The 15,969-nt window shown below is 46.4% G+C and carries 14 protein-coding genes; 5 read left to right on the top strand and 9 right to left on the bottom strand.

Going from position 1 to position 15,969, the window contains the following annotated elements:
• Window positions 1–423: 423 nt before the first annotated feature.
• Window positions 424–2,880: a dynamin family protein gene (locus NC996_RS22000; protein WP_190682838.1), complete on the bottom strand. Its 2,457-nt coding sequence runs from the start codon at window positions 2,878–2,880 to the stop codon at window positions 424–426.
• Between the two features lie 137 nt (window positions 2,881–3,017).
• On the opposite strand from NC996_RS22000, the gene NC996_RS21995 reads away from it, so the two are divergent.
• The 3 genes from NC996_RS21995 (at window position 3,018) to NC996_RS21985 (ending at window position 5,961) form a co-directional block, all read left to right on the top strand.
• Complete coding sequence (locus NC996_RS21995; RefSeq protein ID WP_190682828.1) at window positions 3,018–3,422, top strand: PPC domain-containing DNA-binding protein; 405 nt, start codon at window positions 3,018–3,020, stop codon at window positions 3,420–3,422.
• Window positions 3,423–3,777: 355 nt separating this feature from the next.
• Window positions 3,778–5,265 (top strand): DUF2157 domain-containing protein, encoded by a 1,488-nt coding sequence (locus tag NC996_RS21990; RefSeq protein WP_190682826.1) that lies wholly within the window; start codon window positions 3,778–3,780, stop codon window positions 5,263–5,265.
• Window positions 5,266–5,280: 15 nt separating this feature from the next.
• Window positions 5,281–5,961: a GDYXXLXY domain-containing protein gene (locus NC996_RS21985; RefSeq protein ID WP_190682823.1), complete on the top strand. Its 681-nt coding sequence runs from the start codon at window positions 5,281–5,283 to the stop codon at window positions 5,959–5,961.
• A gap of 91 nt (window positions 5,962–6,052) precedes the next feature.
• On the opposite strand, the gene NC996_RS21980 is transcribed toward NC996_RS21985, so the two are convergent.
• From NC996_RS21980 to NC996_RS21950, 7 genes are all read right to left on the bottom strand, one after another.
• Window positions 6,053–6,295 carry a hypothetical protein gene (locus NC996_RS21980; RefSeq protein WP_190430108.1) on the bottom strand — a complete coding sequence of 81 codons (243 nt, stop codon included), beginning with the start codon at window positions 6,293–6,295 and terminating at the stop codon, window positions 6,053–6,055.
• Window positions 6,296–6,405: 110 nt separating this feature from the next.
• Window positions 6,406–8,220 carry a signal peptide peptidase SppA gene (gene sppA / locus NC996_RS21975; protein ID WP_190682820.1) on the bottom strand — a complete coding sequence of 605 codons (1,815 nt, stop codon included), beginning with the start codon at window positions 8,218–8,220 and terminating at the stop codon, window positions 6,406–6,408.
• An 88-nt stretch (window positions 8,221–8,308) separates the two neighbouring features.
• Window positions 8,309–9,382 (bottom strand): type 2 isopentenyl-diphosphate Delta-isomerase, encoded by a 1,074-nt coding sequence (gene fni / locus NC996_RS21970; protein ID WP_190682817.1) that lies wholly within the window; start codon window positions 9,380–9,382, stop codon window positions 8,309–8,311.
• An 88-nt stretch (window positions 9,383–9,470) separates the two neighbouring features.
• Entirely contained in the window at window positions 9,471–10,007 is a 537-nt protein-coding gene (gene pyrR, locus NC996_RS21965) for a bifunctional pyr operon transcriptional regulator/uracil phosphoribosyltransferase PyrR (RefSeq protein WP_190410797.1), read from the bottom strand.
• A gap of 169 nt (window positions 10,008–10,176) precedes the next feature.
• Window positions 10,177–10,794 carry a peptidoglycan-binding protein gene (locus NC996_RS21960; protein ID WP_190432696.1) on the bottom strand — a complete coding sequence of 206 codons (618 nt, stop codon included), beginning with the start codon at window positions 10,792–10,794 and terminating at the stop codon, window positions 10,177–10,179.
• Window positions 10,795–11,038: 244 nt separating this feature from the next.
• Window positions 11,039–12,172, bottom strand: a complete 1,134-nt coding sequence (cbiB, locus tag NC996_RS21955) for an adenosylcobinamide-phosphate synthase CbiB (protein ID WP_190682813.1) — start codon at window positions 12,170–12,172, stop codon at window positions 11,039–11,041.
• Window positions 12,117–12,560: an Rrf2 family transcriptional regulator gene (locus tag NC996_RS21950; RefSeq protein ID WP_190410794.1), complete on the bottom strand. Its 444-nt coding sequence runs from the start codon at window positions 12,558–12,560 to the stop codon at window positions 12,117–12,119. Before NC996_RS21950 ends, cbiB begins: the two co-directional genes overlap by 56 nt.
• Before the next feature lie 393 nt (window positions 12,561–12,953).
• Between NC996_RS21950 and NC996_RS21945 the strand changes: the two genes are divergently transcribed.
• On the top strand, window positions 12,954–13,367 hold the full coding sequence (locus NC996_RS21945; protein WP_190410793.1) for an AbrB family transcriptional regulator: 414 nt from the start codon (window positions 12,954–12,956) through the stop codon (window positions 13,365–13,367).
• A gap of 79 nt (window positions 13,368–13,446) precedes the next feature.
• Here the strand turns inward: NC996_RS21945 and NC996_RS21940 are convergent, their stop codons facing one another.
• Window positions 13,447–15,405 (bottom strand): chloride channel protein, encoded by a 1,959-nt coding sequence (locus tag NC996_RS21940; RefSeq protein WP_190682810.1) that lies wholly within the window; start codon window positions 15,403–15,405, stop codon window positions 13,447–13,449.
• 259 nt (window positions 15,406–15,664) lie between these two features.
• Here NC996_RS21940 and NC996_RS21935 point away from each other — a divergent pair, with 259 nt between their 5' ends.
• Complete coding sequence (locus tag NC996_RS21935) at window positions 15,665–15,859, top strand: hypothetical protein (protein ID WP_190682807.1); 195 nt, start codon at window positions 15,665–15,667, stop codon at window positions 15,857–15,859.
• The last annotated feature ends 110 nt before the right edge of the window (window positions 15,860–15,969 follow it).

The following is a 15,969-nucleotide window of genomic DNA, read 5'->3' as shown; positions in this document are numbered from 1 at the left end:
ATTGAGTCCTCTGCTTCGCTTAAGATAATCCGAATGGGAGCAGGCATAGATTAATGGAAAACTTCGTTTAGGGGCTTTATGCCATCTTATATTTAATTAGTCCCAGCTACTTAGTGCATTAGCGATTGCACCTTTTAAGGATTGCTGCCAAGCTTGCTTAATTCTGCTTACTTTAAACATATTACTTTTAAAGAATAAAGCATCATCATTATTCCAGTTTTGTAAAGGTAAATTATCTTACATATTAATCTTTATCCTTAAAATTCAATTACTAATTACGGGAATGCATCGTAAGCTTTGGTGGCAAATACAATTCGCGGCTCTATAAACAAAGTTCGCCTACGCCGACTAATAGATTTGAAACCCGCGTATGCGGGTTTCGTTTGTGTAGCCGCGATTTCCAATCGCCAAGACTATGATGAACTATACTTCTGAAGGAACAAGTCCATTACCCATAGCGCTAACCTTGGCAGCTTCTAAATTAGGCTCAATTGAGCTAACATCAGAATCAGTAATTACAGGCAGTTGACGATCGTACAAGCCTATCGCCTGCAAACAACCATTGATACTGGCAACCGCAGAGTTGTAAGCCGCTATTTTTTGCTCAACTGTCCTTTGCAAACGGCGATTAGTAGCAATTTTTTCCTCAGCTTCTTGTTCTAGTGTTTGCTCTAAATAAGCACGAGCTTGAGTATATTGCTGTAATATCTCATCAGCTTGATGCGCTGCCATTGGCAATAAATTAGTTGTGAGAGTTTGATTAACAGTTGCTGGGAAACCACTGCTAATTGTTGCTTTAACTTTTGGCTCAAAATCTAACTTCAACAACTGACGGATTGCCGGTTCTGCTGCTATCATGCTTTCGCAACCGTAGGTCTGGGAAGTTTGCAGCAACGTTTGCCGAAATTGATAAATCGAGAAAGTACCTTCATCGTAAAAGCGAGGACTTTCGCGGACATAACGATTGCATTCGTCACTTGCCGCATTGATTAAAGCGTGATGAACCTGGTTTTCTATCGCCTTTAATTGCTGCTCAATCCCACCATCATTGCCTAGCAAACGATAAAGCTGGCGATAGTAGTCAGATTTATGAACTTGTTCCACTAAACGCTGGAATAGGTTAGTAACTACTTCCTGACAAGACTCTTTCAAAATATCCTCTAGTTGATTTGCCAAGTAATAAAGCGCCTCAACTAAAACAGCAATCAAAGGTGCTGTAGAATTGCGAGGATGGCTGAGGATAGCGCGACTATAAGCATCTGCAACCGAGAAAGTATCCAGCAACTCATCTAAACGCCGAACCATTCGAGATTGCAGTTGGCGAAAATCTGCCTCGAAAGCGCTAGATTGACCTGTTACAACCTGATTTAATTCTTCTGTAATATGCTGGTGAAATTCTTGACCAATTTGCTGTAACTGCTGGTTAAGGCGTTGTAATTCCTGCGTCTTCATTGCCTCAATTTCGCGGGGTTGGCTATCCAAGTCGCGCAGCGCAGATTGGTAATGTTTCTTCAGACTAATGCAGGCATCTTCGAGATCGTCAGCCAGATTCTTGAACAGTTGAGGACGCTTCTCTTTGGTAAGATAGTCTGTAATAGCAGCGCGAAACTCTTCTATTCCACTATCTTGAATTAACTGTTGAATGATAGGTGTACCTTGTTCAGCTAAAATCCGCACGTAATTTTCATTTGGGGATTCGTAGCTATTAACGGAAATTCGGAACTTGTTAGGAGGTAATTTTCCAGAATTCGCGCAGTAGTTATTAAAGGCTGTAACAAATTGTGGTGTTTCTTCTCGTTCATCCAAGCCTTTAACACTATCAGCAAAGACAGAATCTAAACCAAAGCGATCGCGTCCACTGGTCTGTTTAATCTGACTGCTGTAAAATCCTAATAGTCCGCTCGTTTTATAAACCCTAGTAGTATCTCGAAACTGAGCGCTAATCAAACCGTCTAAACGTTGCCTTAACTGGCTATTATACCAAGTTTCATCGATACGGTTGAAGGCAAAGAATACGCGATCGCGTATCCCCGGATTTGAGCGCATTTTCTCCAGCAGTTCCGTTTCTTCCTTCGTCATGTCGCCAGCAGACGCGGGTTTGAGAACGCACACCACCGCTGACGTATCCGGATGTTCAATCTTAGCGTAGGTCAGTTGTGCGTCTTTCTCCACTGGCGCATCAATTCCCGGCGTATCGATAATCACATTCCCATCCCGCAACAGCGGATGGTAACAGTAATACTCGATTCGCTTCAAAACCGCGCTGTTGCTGCCACGACGAGCATAACCAGCCGCTTCCTTGAGGTTGGAGAAGTTAAATTGCTCCATTGAATATGTAGCATTATTAACTGTATTGATGCGATCGCGATTGGCAACAAATCCTTCCAGCAACAACATCAGCGCATTCGCTTGTTTTGCTCTTTCTGATTTACTTTCTCCACCCTCAATCTCGATAATTGCTTGGCATCCATCGCTTAGCAATTGAATCACTTCAGATTGATTAATATTGCTAGCTGTCCCTAACCCCAGCATCTGAGATACCGCACTTGCCTGCTCCCGAATTTCTACCTCACTCAGAAACGTCAGCACCACTCGTTCTTTATCCGGTTCGGCGTACTCAATTTTACATTCCGTACCTGTAGCGTGTCCCTCCGCACTGTAAAGCAATTCCCGCTCTAACAGAGCGTTAATTAACATCGATTTCCCTGCACTAAAAGCTCCCGCAAATACAATCTCAAACTTAGGGGAAATCGCTTTACCGAGAGATGTCTGTACGGGTGTAACATCTTGCGATCGCAGAGACGGCTCCTGATACAACAGTTGTAGTATAGTCTCGACCTGTTCTTTCAGATTTTGACACTGAGGCGGCAATTCAGGCACAATTTGCATCCTATCAATATAAAGTAGAAGCCTTTACGCATATTTTAGGAATGGCAATTCATGATGGGTATGATGGAATTACCGATACAATTAGTAATTATCCGCATAATCCCAGTAGATTTACCAGTCTTTAATTAATGAAAGTATTTGCTATTCGTCTGAAGCCAGATCAAGATTTAAAAAAAAGCTTACAAGATTTTGCAATCAAGCAAAATCTTCAATCGGGCTTTATCTTAACCGGAGTTGGCAGCTTGAAAAAAGCGACTCTTCGCTTTGCAAATCACAGGTATAGTACAGCTTTTAACGACAATTTTGAAATTATTTCTCTCAATGGCACTCTGGAAGCGGCTGGCATTCACCTGCATATCGCCATTGCAAATAAAGAAGGAAAAACCATCGGCGGACATCTCATGGAAGGCTGTATTATCTATACAACTGCTGAAATTGTCATCGGAGCTAGCGAAGAATTAACTTTTTTAAGAACAATGGATGAGCAGACAGGCTATAAAGAGTTGGAGATTTTTCCAAATCCTAATGATTAACTAAATGCTATTTAGCCTTAAATTACTTAAAGTAAAAGAGGTCAGCAGTCTACAAAAATGTATTGCCAAGTGTCGGCATAAGAATAGCCAAGGACAAATTCCCCGTTTTTTCCTGACATCAAAGAAAGTAAGGAGGAAAAGGTTAAGGATGAATTAAGAGTTCAAGAAACTTTGCTTGTTCGCCTAAGTCATCGAATAGACGCCGACTGAGTTTAAGCAGTAACGTAGAAGGTTTTCCCATCTGTAGATAGTGAATCTAACTGTCACATCCCCTTGAATTGAATCATGGGAGGGCGTTAAAACTAAGTTTATAGTCAAAAAAATTAGACTACAGAGCGGATTGTAATTGAGGGTTATGGTTTCAGATAAATTTCGCCGTCAGTTACGTCAGGAAGCAAATCTTTGGCGAACTGAGGGGCTGATTGATGCTCAACTATACGAACAGTTATCAGAGCGTTATCAATTTAATAGGCTGGAGACTGCTGCCCGCGATCGCTTTGTGATGATCTTGTTAGGGTTGGGGAGTATCCTCATTGGCTTGGGGACGATTAGTTTTGTCGCAGCGAACTGGCAGGAGTTGCCGCGAAATGGCAAGGTAACGCTGCTATTGAGTTTGTTTATCGGTCTGAATATTGCTGGTTTTTACTTGTGGCGGCGTCCGAATGGGGCGCAACAACGTCTCGGTCATGGATTCTTGCTCTTAGGAGCAATCATTTTAGGGGCAAATATGGGGCTGATGGGTCAGATGTTTCACATCAGCGGTCCCTTCTATGAGTTATTGCTAGCGTGGGGAGTCGGTGTACTAGCAATGGCTTACAGCCTGCGTTTGACTTCCTTAAGCGTTCTGGCAATCATCATTATCGGGTTGGGTTACTGGAGTTTTTGGTGGAACTGGGAAGGGGCAAGCTGGTCAAATTCCTACTATTATGAAGAGTTTTCCTGGTCATCCCAGATGGGGCAACATATGCCGCTGTTGGCAAGCTTGATGTTTGTGCCGCTGGCATACTGGTGTCGTTCGCGCGTTATTTTTGGACTGGCAGCGATCGCAGTTATTTCTTCTTTGGAAGCAAACCTCCGACCGCTCAGCTTAGGACTATTTAATCTATTTTCCCTGAAGTCTACGGGTATCGTATTAGCGATCGCCTTGGCACTGCCCCCCGCACTGTTGTGGGGCTATGATGACTCGCTGTGGGTCTACAGTGACTTAAATCGGGTTCCGAAGCCAAACCAAATCTTTCCCGCCTCTTGGCAAGGGGGAAGCTGGGGAGGTTCCTTTCGACCCCTCGCCCGTCGTTTGGCGCTGGTATTTCTAGGCGTTGTACTTTATCTGTCGTCCTCGCTTTGGTTCTGGGGTGTTTTATCCAAAATGTCTTCTGCGGAGCAATCCGCGAGAGTTACCTGGTTTCCCCTGGTAGATGTAGTGATTTTGAGTGGGTTGGCAATCTTTGCGTGGTTGCGTCTGCTGTGGCTTACTAGAAGCCCTCGCACTCGTCGGGAGGAAATTCTGACCACAATTGCCATCGGTGTCTTCATCTGCTTCATGGCAGGGATACCTGTTTGGCATCTCACCGTCCAGCCAATTCCCCTGCTTGCCACTTTTATTGGCAATGTGCTGTTGTTCTTGTTGGCAGCGGGGTTGATGCGGCAAGGGCTAGCACAAGCAGAACGCAGCGCCTTCTGGGGGGGCATGATGCTATTAATTCTGCGAATCCTGACTTGGTTTGTGCTGTCTGCAACGGGATTAGTCTTCAAATCCCTGCTGTTTATTCTATGCGGTGTCACAGCGATCGCTATCGGGCTTTGGTTCGAGCGCTATGTCCGCACGCTGGAAATTAAAAATTGACTCAGAGGATTTTTAATGAGGCACACTTCTCAATCATCTTCAATCGCTCCGACTCTCATAGAGCCACAAAAGCGAATGCCTGCTTGGAGGCTCTGGGTGCCTCTCCTGTTGCAAACGGCAATTGTTCTTGCCGCACCTGCCCAGCCACTTTATACGACCCTCACAGGGAAAACGGTGATTCTCAAGACAGTTCCCGTAGACCCTTACGACTTCTTGCGTGGCTATTCGCAGACGCTAAGCTATGACATCTCGCGTCAAGAGAATTTGCGATCGCTGCCGGGTTGGAAAGCCTTAGTGAAACAACACCTCGAAGCAAAAGCAACGGATTTGCCACCGTCCGTACCGCCTTTAAATTCTTTACCAACAGGAATTCGCTTCTACGTGATTTTAGAAGCGCCTGCTGCTAAAACAAATTCTCCCCAAGCATGGAAACCCGTGCGGGTGAGTAGCAAGATGCCCAAATCTTTGCCAGCAAATCAGATAGCGTTAAAGGGCAAATCTAGCGGTAATTCCATCGACTACGGCTTAGAAAGCTACTATATGCCAGAAGCGCGGCGGGATGAAATTAACCAAGATATTTATCAAGCCCGATCGGACAGACAACGGCAAGCGATTGTGGTGGAAGCCAAGGTGGATGCCCAAGGTCGTGCAGTACCGATTAGCTTCTGGGTAAGCGATCGCCGTTATCAATTTTAATAGTGGAATTTTAATAGGGGAATGAAAGTATGGCTAATTGTTCGAGATATCTTATCAATTAGCGATACTTTCATTACTAAGAACAAACTTTCTAATCTTCTTGCCGCTTTAGCTGCAAAGTAGCACCCAGTGCTGCTCCAGCTCCAGCTATCAAACCCATACACATTCCTTGAATCGTTTGACTCGTGGGGTCTTGCATCAAGCATTCACTGGTAGGCGTTTTGGCTTGCAGACATTGATTACTATCTATCCAGTTGGAGACGCCTCCCACAAGGATACCAGCAGCACTACAAGAAACGATCAGCAGGACAAAGCGGTTGGATTTTCTATCCATAGATAGAGGCTTTTAAGTACTTGGTTAGCTATTCCGTTCAGTCTACTCTACCTATCGGCAGACTGTTACCGTATATTCCACATTTTCAACTGCCTATTCCGGACGTTGCACTAATCAATTCGCAAATTATAGGGCAAACGGGCGTAAATACCTCTAGGATCGTTCATTGTTTTGAGCGCTACTAATTCTTCTTGTAACTTGAGGAGTTCTGCACTCAGCAGATCGGATGGCTGCTTGGTTTGGGCATTGTCCCCACCCGCAAACTGTTTCAGAATGCGTTGTTCTAGACTGCGAACCTTGGGGTACTCTTCTAACTCCCAATTCTCACCCAGTTTAGCGGCAACGGCAGCAGATTTGATCGCATCATCAATACCGCCAATCTCATCAACCAATCCCAGTTGCTTGGCATCTTGACCCGACCACACTCGTCCTTGGGCAATCTCAGCGACTTTCTGCTTTGAGAGTTTTCGAGAATCCGCCACTTTGTTGAGGAACTGACCGTAAATTTGGTTAACAAATCGTTGATGAATTGCCAATTCTTGAGGCGTTTTTGGACGAGAAACCGTGTTGCTGTCCGCAAATTTGGAAGTTTTGACGACATCCCAGGTAATGCCATTATTATTCGCAAGCTTTTGGAAATTGAGCAACATCCCAAAGACACCGATCGAGCCGGTAATAGTATTTGGTTCGGCGTAAATCTGGTTAGCATAGGTGGAAATCCAGTAGCCACCGGATGCTGCCATATCTCCCATAGAAACGATGATTGGCTTCACCTGACGAGTTAGCCGTACCTCTCGCTGAATCACCTCAGACGCCGAGGCGCTACCGCCGGGACTATTTACCCGTAGCACGACTGCCTTCACATCTTTATCAAGCCGCAGCCGTCGCAGCTGTCTGGCAAAGCGATCGCCTCCTACTTGCCGAGAGCCACCTTCGCCGTCTACGATTTCCCCTTCGGCGTAAAGTAGGGCAATTTTGTTGTCAGAAGTGCGATTTTTCCCTTCGGTTTGAGTCGCTCTAGCGTAAGTAGCAAGGCTAATTTGACGGAATGTTTTATTCTCTTCGGTTCTGCCAGTTAGCTTTTTCAGGTCTGCCACCACCTGATCTAAATACGCCACCCGATCCACAAAGCCACGCTTTTTCGCATCCGGTGCGGTTAATATTCCTTGAGTGTCTGCGATCGCTTGTAGCTGTTTCGGGTTTAATTTTCGACCCTGGCTCACTGTTGTCAAAAAGTCTCCCCACAAATCGCCCAACAAATTCTGAGTTTGTTGTCGGTTCTCCGGACTCAGTTTCGTGAGTACATAAGGTTCCACCGCTGACTTAAATTTCCCGACCCGGATCACCTGAACCCCAACCCCGTATTTCTGCAAGGCTCCTGTTAGGAACATCGACTCAGAACGCAAACCGTTCATTTCGATTGTTCCCAACGGGTTCATTACAATGGTGTCTGCCACTGAGCTTAAATAATATTCCCGTTTCCCCAAATCCATGTTGTAGGCAATAATCTTTTTGCCAGACTTACGGAATTTTTCCAGCGCCGAACGGACTTCTTTGAGCGTGGCAAACCCGCTGCTAGAACTAGAGGAACCACTGCCGTCTAGATATACGCCTACAATCCGCTTATCTTTAGTTGCCTGCTCAAGGGCATTCAAAACCGTTCGCAGCCGCACGCTATTATTTTCCTCACCAGATAAAGCTTCGCTGATTGCTTCGCTGGTGCTGGATATCGGATCGCTATCCGTAATCGTCAAAGACTGATCGATTACCAGTACCGATTTATCCTCAACTTCCGGCCCTGTATCTTTAGATGCCACCACAATCAATAACAAGATTAGCCCGCTCGTTCCCAAACCGAAAAATAGGATGAGTCCGAATAGGCTTCCAAGCAAGCTAGCAAAAGTTTGTTTTAGGAAACTACGCATTAGGCTGGGGTTAGGGTAATGGGTAATTGGGAATGGGTAAAAGTTTTAAGCTTTGAATTCACTTATCGCTTTCCCATTTCCAACACAGTTATCGTAATGGTTGCAACGCGCCAGACTGTTTCAGACCAGACAAGGTGGGATTGCCAGTGCAGAATAATACAGTGGTGATTTCAGCGACTAATACTTCAACCAAAGCATCAAGGGCGTCTTCCGATTCTACGGCTGCCTGGAGAAAAGGCCACGCCAGACCCGCGAGATCGGCTCCTAGCGCGATCGCTTTTGCCACTTCCAGACCGTTGCGTAATCCCCCAGAGGCAATCAAGGGAATATTTGGGGCAATGGCTCGAATACTGGTAATGCATTCTGCTGTGGGCAAACCCCAATCAGCAAAAGTTAGTCCTAACCGGCGCTGCTGGGCATTTTCAGCCCGTTCACTCTCCACCTTTGCCCATGATGTCCCACCGGCACCGGCAACGTCAATGGCGCTCACACCCGCATCAATCAACTTCTGCGCGATCGCAGCGGAGATGCCATTTCCCACCTCTTTGACAATCACGGGTACTGGTAACTTATTGCACAGATTTTTGATTTTGTCAAGCAAGCCTCGGAAGTTGGTGTCACCTCTGGGTTGAATGCACTCTTGCAAGGCATTGAGATGCAAAATCAAGGCGTCTGCCTCTAACAAGTCAATTGAGCGCAGACATTCATCAACGCCATAGGTATAGTTAAGTTGCACCGCGCCCAAGTTCGCAAATAGGAGAATATCAGGAGCAAGCGATCGCACGGCGAAAGTTGAAGCAACCTGGGGATTCTCCACCGCTACCCGCTGGGAACCCACGCCCATCGCTAGGTTATAGCGTTGCGCCGCAGCAGCTAGACGATAATTAATCATCCTCGCCAGTTCCGTTCCCCCCGTCATCGAAGAAATGAGCAAAGGCGCACCAAGCTGTTTTCCCAAAAAAGTTGTTGAGATATCAACTTCACGTCGATCTAACTCCGGCAAACAACAGTGACTAAAGCGGTAGCCTTCCAATCCATTCGTTGTGGAGTGAAATTGTACATCCTCATCGAGACAAATTTTTAGATGATCTGCCTTTCTCGTTTGGGTTTCTTTGGTAAGAGCCGGGTTATTAATCAATCTACTATCTCCAACGTTCTGCATAGACAGCGCCTGACAAATCTGCACAGACTGGTTTATTAACAATCTCGATTTTCCCACCAACACACCAGGGAAACCGAAGACAGACCGCTTAAACCTTTAATAATTCCACAGCATCTCGTCCATCAATCTCTTGTAAGTAAACCTTCACCTGTTCTTCTTTGGACGTTGGCAACTTCTTGCCAGTGAAATCCGGGTGAATGGGTAACTCCCGCTGTCCCCTATCCACCAGAACCGCTAACCAAATTGCCGCCGGTCTACCATAATCATTCACCGCATTCAGGGCAGCACGAGCGGTACGCCCTCGATAAATGACATCATCCACCAGCACTACCGTCTTGCCAGAGAGATCGAAAGGGATGTCAGTTTTGGCGGGTGTGCGAATGCCAATTTGATCCAAATCATCTCGATAGAAGGTAATATCTAGCGCTCCCACGGGCACTTGCACTTGTTCGAGCGCTTCTATCTGACGAGCCAAGAGATTGGCTAATACAGCGCCTCTGGTATAAACACCTACTAGCGCTAACTCAGACAAGTCGCGTGACTTCTCTACCACCTGGGAAGCGATACGATTGAGGGTTCGACGGATTTCGTCTGCGGAAAGAATTTCTACAACTTCGGGAGACATGGTTTAGGAAAATCCGATGATAACTACGGACAAATTACAGCCTCAGTGTACAAGTTCACCTAAACCATCATCGTTATCATTTCAACAAAAATAACTTCCTGTTCCTACCAGGAACAGGAAGTTATGTCATTGAGTTATAGATAGCTCAATCTCATCAAGCTATATAAGATTAGTCCGCGGCAAGTGCTGCTTTCGTTCTTTGCCCAACTATTCCGTCAGCGAATAGCCCTCTGCTTTGCTGAAATCTTGTAACGGAGGTCTCAGTCAACCGACCATAGTATCCAGTAATTGGCCCGTTGTAATAGCCTAAGGCTTTCAAAGTATTTTGAAGCCTCGTTACGGAGGAACCGCTGCTGCCGCGTTTCAGGGTGCTGCTGCCAAAACCACCCCCCGTAATCGGTTCATCATAATTACCACCCCGATTTTCTAGAGCTGCTAGAGTTCGAGAGCCTGCAACGCCATCGGCTCTCAGTCCAACCGCTCGCTGAAAACTGCTGACGGATGCCTGCGTCAATTGACCGTAGTATCCAGTAACCGGGCCGTTATAGAAGCCTGCGATTTTCAGATTTCTCTGAAGTGTGGCGACTTGAGAACCGCTATTCCCTCTCTGGAGTGCTAATGCATGACCGGCTGTACCGATGACGGATAAGGCAAGGGCAACTGATAATAACCGAATCCAGGCTGAACTTGGAAGCGGGTTCCGATTTTGGAACAATTTAAATTGGTGAGGCTCCGAGTTAGGGTCTTCGTAATTGGCAGATAAATGAAGATATGCAAGAGTTTCCATCGTTTTAGTCGCAGATGATAACTTCGTAGCTCAGACTTAGGCGATCGCTTCCGTGGTTTAGCGGGGGTTAAGTTTTTGGGTCGCATCTCCTCATTGGCATTTCACTTGACCAATCACTAAAAAGTGCGATCGCTTTCCCCGATGAATCAGTGATTGATTACCCTTCAACTGGTTGCTCTATATTCAAAGATATGCTTACACCTATTCAGTAGCCATCGCCCGTTGAGTTCACCTGATAGGGCGATTAAAAAGTCATCAAGTTGATTCCAATCGAGCGCCCATTTCTAAACCCCAACAGCAGCAAGATAGCGATCGCTATCCCCAACCAAATCAAAAAGTTATATCGTGTTAACTGCAAGGCTTGTTGAATGCATTCTGCATTGATAGGCTGGAGGTCATCTCCCAGTAAGGCTTTGTGTTTAGCAACGCCACGATACCAATTTGTGCCCCCCACCTGAACGCCCAAAATTGCCGCATAGGCGCACTCACTCCAGCCAGAGTTGGGACTAGGATCTTTCGTCGCATCGCGTTGACAAATACTCCAAACATACCCAGGTTTTCTAGATAGTAAAGCCAAGGTAATCACCGTGAATCGGCAGGGCAACCAAGTCAGGATATCTTCTAATTTGGCACTAAACCAACCCAAATCGGTGTAGGGTGCTTCTCGATAGCCGACCATTGAATCTAGGGTACTGGCGGCTTTATAGGCAAGGGCGAGAGGAACCGTTCCTAGTAAAGGTAAAAATGCCCCGATAATCGCATAAAAAAGGGGTGCCATTACTCCATCGGTAGCATTTTCTGTGACGGTTTCCAAAACAGCCCGAAGAATTTCTGTTTTATGAAGATTTTCGGTATCACGCCCTACATATTGGCTTAACTTAGAACGCGCCGCGACAAGATCGTTCTCATTTAGAGGTTGCAAGACATCTTCAGCAGCAGCTCTCAAACTTCGACCGGCGAAACAACTGGCGAGTAAAATACTTTCTATCGCAATTCCTAAAAAAGGATGCACCCAGTTCGCTGCGTGAACGATTAACCACCCCATCCCGTAGCTGCCAGTTATCAGCCCAATTCCTAAAATTACTCCAGCCCATCGGAGCGTGAGAGGATGACTAAATAATTGGAAAGCCATCTGGCTGTAGCGAGAAATTAGCCAGCCCATGACTCTGACTGGGTGAGGCCAACCCCAAGGATCGCCGATGATGTAATCAAAAAGGGAAGCGATCGCTAATGATAGGACTGAGGAATGAGAAAGCAGGACTGCGGCAAATAAATCTTGGAAATTCACAACACCAAAGCTGCTAGAGATCCGCTGACAGTTTCTATACAACAAAACTGGTTTCTTCGCCTTGGGCTGCTTGCCAACTGCGAGCGTCATAGTAAAGGTCTGCCAGTGTAATACTGTACAACGCTTCTTTAAGTTTTTGATGCAATCGGTGCCAAAGTGTAAACGTTACCCAATCCTCAGCAAGCTCTGCATCTGGGGTATGGCGAGGCAGCGGTTCAATTGTTTCACCGACTGCTTCTAATATTTGTCCTAGAGAAATTTGTGCTGGGACGCGGGATAGTTGATACCCCCCCTGGGCACCTCGAACTGATTGGACTAACCCAGATCGACGTAACTCTATCAACAATTTTTCCAGATAGGGTGCAGGTAAGTCTTGCCGAGTTGCGATCGCTTTTACAGAAGTTGGTCCATACCCAGGTTGTAGACTCAAATCCAGCAGTGCTTTAACACTGTAGTGTCCGCGGGTTGTCAGCTTCATACTGGAAAATATTCCTTAGGGTAATGGATAATTAGTCAGTGGTCATGAGGCGGTAGTCAATGGAAAAAAAACAGCTCAGAAGCGATCGCTTCTGATAGACTAACGACTACCCTACAGCGTACCCCCTTCATTTTTTCTCAGGTTGATGCTGTGAGGAACTCCGATCATCGAGATGCATCGGTTGTTCGCAAGGCACAGATATTTATGCTTAAGCAAGAACTTGGATTAAAAAGGTTAGTAGTGAATAAATTATCGATCTTATTGAACTAGCTTTCCCCAATCCGTATGATATAGTTTTATGAGCTGATATAAAGCTAAGCTAAAATTAGCTTAGAAACAGTCAGTCGAAAACACTGTACACACTCGCTATTCCTTACTTTTCGCTCCAAGTTGATGAATAAAAAGAAAAAGATCGATCCCTTAACAGGGGAAGCGCTAGTCAAGAAAGTTAAAGAGCTAGAAAACCTCAGCAAAGAAGAAAAGGCTAGAGCCTGCGGTTACTACACTGTTACCAAAAGCGGTGTAGAGCGGGTGAATATGATGAAGTTCCTGAATGCTCTCATTGATGCTGAAGGAATTGAGTTAGACGGCAAACAAAATGGTAACGGACGTGGCGGTCGAAGTGCCAGCTACAAAATTAGCGTGCAATCGAACGGCAACTTACTGATTGGTTCTGCCTACACCAAACAAATGGGTCTAAGGGCAGGGGATGAGTTTGAAATCTCTCTGGGACGGAAGCACATTCATCTGCGGCAACTGGATAGAGAAGAAGGCGCTGAAGACGAAGAATTGGAAGAGGCATCCTAAAACTTTAGTTTTAGTTAGCAGTTATTCGTAATGAGTCATTGATTTGTAACCAATGACTCATTAACGATTCTCTAAATTTTCAAACTGTTTGCTTGAGGGGCGGTAAATTTAACTCTTTCGACACTGGATTGAGGGGAAGATAGCGGCGCAGTGTCTTGCGAGTGGCAGCGACACTATAAGCTAAAGCGATTCCCTCTTGTTCCAGCACACCTAACACTTGTTGGGGGCGATCGCGGTCAACGACGGGTAACTGGTGGAGACCGCGTGCTGCCATCCGGTCTATCGCTTCTGCTACCGATTCATCAGGGTTTGCATACAGAATTTCAGTGGTACAGATGTCAGCAACTGGCTGATAAGCCAGATGACTGGTTAAATTGTTCGAGACATTGCAAAGAACGTTGTTTGTTTCTACGGTTTCAGTAGGAGCGGTAACTGGCGTTCGAGCTGTAGACATTGCTCGATTAATATCCTGTAAAGTGACGATGCCAATTAACTGCTCGGCATCATCAATGACTAAAGCACTGCGGCAGCGACCATTGGTTAAAGCTAAACCTGCCTCTAATACTGATAAAGAACCACTCAGCATCAAACCTGGTACTTGCATTGCTTCTGCAACTAACATTTGTTGCAAAATTTCTAACTGCTGGTCTTTCTCCACATTGAGTTCCAGCTGTTGGAGATTTTGACCTTTCGTTGGCGCTGACTTAAAGCGCTCCACCAGCCAAATGCTCAAACCGACTGCTGCCATCAGCGGCAAAACAATCCGGTAGTCGCGCGTTAGCTCAAACATTAACAGTATCGCTGTCAGGGGTGCCCTAGCGCTGCCAGCAAGAACGGCTGCCATTCCCACCATTGCGTAAGCCGGAGGTGCGGCAATCTGAATCGGTGCGCCTGGAAGCATCGCTGCCAGAATTTTTCCATACGCTGCCCCCAAAGAAGCACCGAGGAACATGGCAGGGGCAAAGATACCCCCCACCAAACCGCTACCCAGACTAATCGCCGTCACGATCAGCTTGACCACTAGTAGGACGAGGAGTAAGCCTAACGGAAAATCCACATCCTGAAGCATGGCGGCAATCGTTTCGTAACCGATGCCCAGAATTTGGGGCCACTGCAAAGCAACCAAGCCCAAACAGGCACCGCCAATTATCGGACAAAGCGATCGCGGTATCTTTCCCAGCCACTCAAAACCGGCAATCTGTCCCCGAAAGAAACTTCGAGCCAGTTGAATCGACTGGGTATAAGTCAGCGACACCAAACTTGCTAATACCCCCAATCCCAGATAAAGCGGTAATTCTAGAGGACTACGGACTTCATAGACGGGCAGCGTAAAAGCTGGTTGGGCACCCAAACCAATCTGAGCAATTAAAGACGCCACAACTGCTGCCAGCAATACGACGCTAACCGCTGAAGTTGCAAAGGTGGTTCCCAAGACCACCTCTAAGGCAAAGAAAACCCCGGCAATCGGGGCATTAAAACCAGCCGCCAGACCCGCCGCTGCTCCAGCACCCAAGAGTAACTGCTGCCTTTCTCTGGAGACTTGCAGCACTTGACCGAGCAGCATTCCAAAATTGCCGCCAATTTCCACGCTCGGCCCTTCTGGGCCTAAAGAGGCTCCACTACCGAGGGAAACAGCAGCCGCTACCATCTTGGTGACGGGTCGCAGGGGTAGCAACTCTCGGACGCCTTGGGCAGCAGCAATCAGCGAAGAAATATTCGGCCCAAAATCGGGCCAAGCAAGACGCATTAAACCAACGATTAATCCTCCCAAAATGGGAATACAAGCTAAAGTCCAGGCACCCCAGCCTCCAATTATCCCCATCACCCCTTCCAGCATCAAGCTGTGGATGACAGCGATTAAATAGTGAAACGTGACAACGCCCATCCCGGTGCCGGTGCCAATTAGTACAGCCAACAGCAGGACGACGCTTTCGGGTGAGGGTTCGAGTCGATTGAGAATTTTAGTAAGACGAGAAGCCGGAGAAGTTGGTGCGGATGATTCCGCCAACAGCACATCTGACAATGGAGTGGCGCTCATTGATGGAGGTTAACAGGAAAAATGAGAAAAAGCTTAATTTTTATTCATGATTTTCATTGTAACTGCGAGCGATTGGCTATCAGCTTTAAAAGGCGAACAATTAGGGAAAATTTTGGGTTTTTAGCCTGCATAAACAGAGCATCCGGCATTTTGCTCGTTTTATGGTTTGCATGATGTACAAATTACCTGTGTGAAAGCTTAATTTCTATCCATAGCGATCGCTAGAGATATACTGTTTGCCACTCTCAAACAAAGCCGGTTGAATCAGGAAGCAACCCAACTCGAATCTGGAGCAGCCATTCAACGTCTGTGTGTGTTGGCGTTGTCTGCTGCTGTGCGTCTGCTTCAATTGCTCAAAGGCTTGAATATGTCACTCAATCAGCAACAGTCATCTTCTGTGATTCCCAGCAGTATTGCCTCACAGAGCTTGCACCCACACTTAATGGTCACTTAATAGCCCCATCCCAAAACAACGAACCCTTGTCCTCCCCTAAGGTTGGCTTAGGCAACTTAATTGCTCTACTAGACGGTTGACTCGGCTAGTAGAGCCAACGGACTACCGGA

Origin of the sequence: Trichocoleus sp. ST-U2, from assembly GCF_039961875.1 — a bacterium.
Lineage (GTDB): Bacteria > Cyanobacteriota > Cyanobacteriia > Cyanobacteriales > FACHB-T130 > FACHB-T130.
This window is presented reverse-complemented; position numbering and strand designations above follow the sequence as displayed.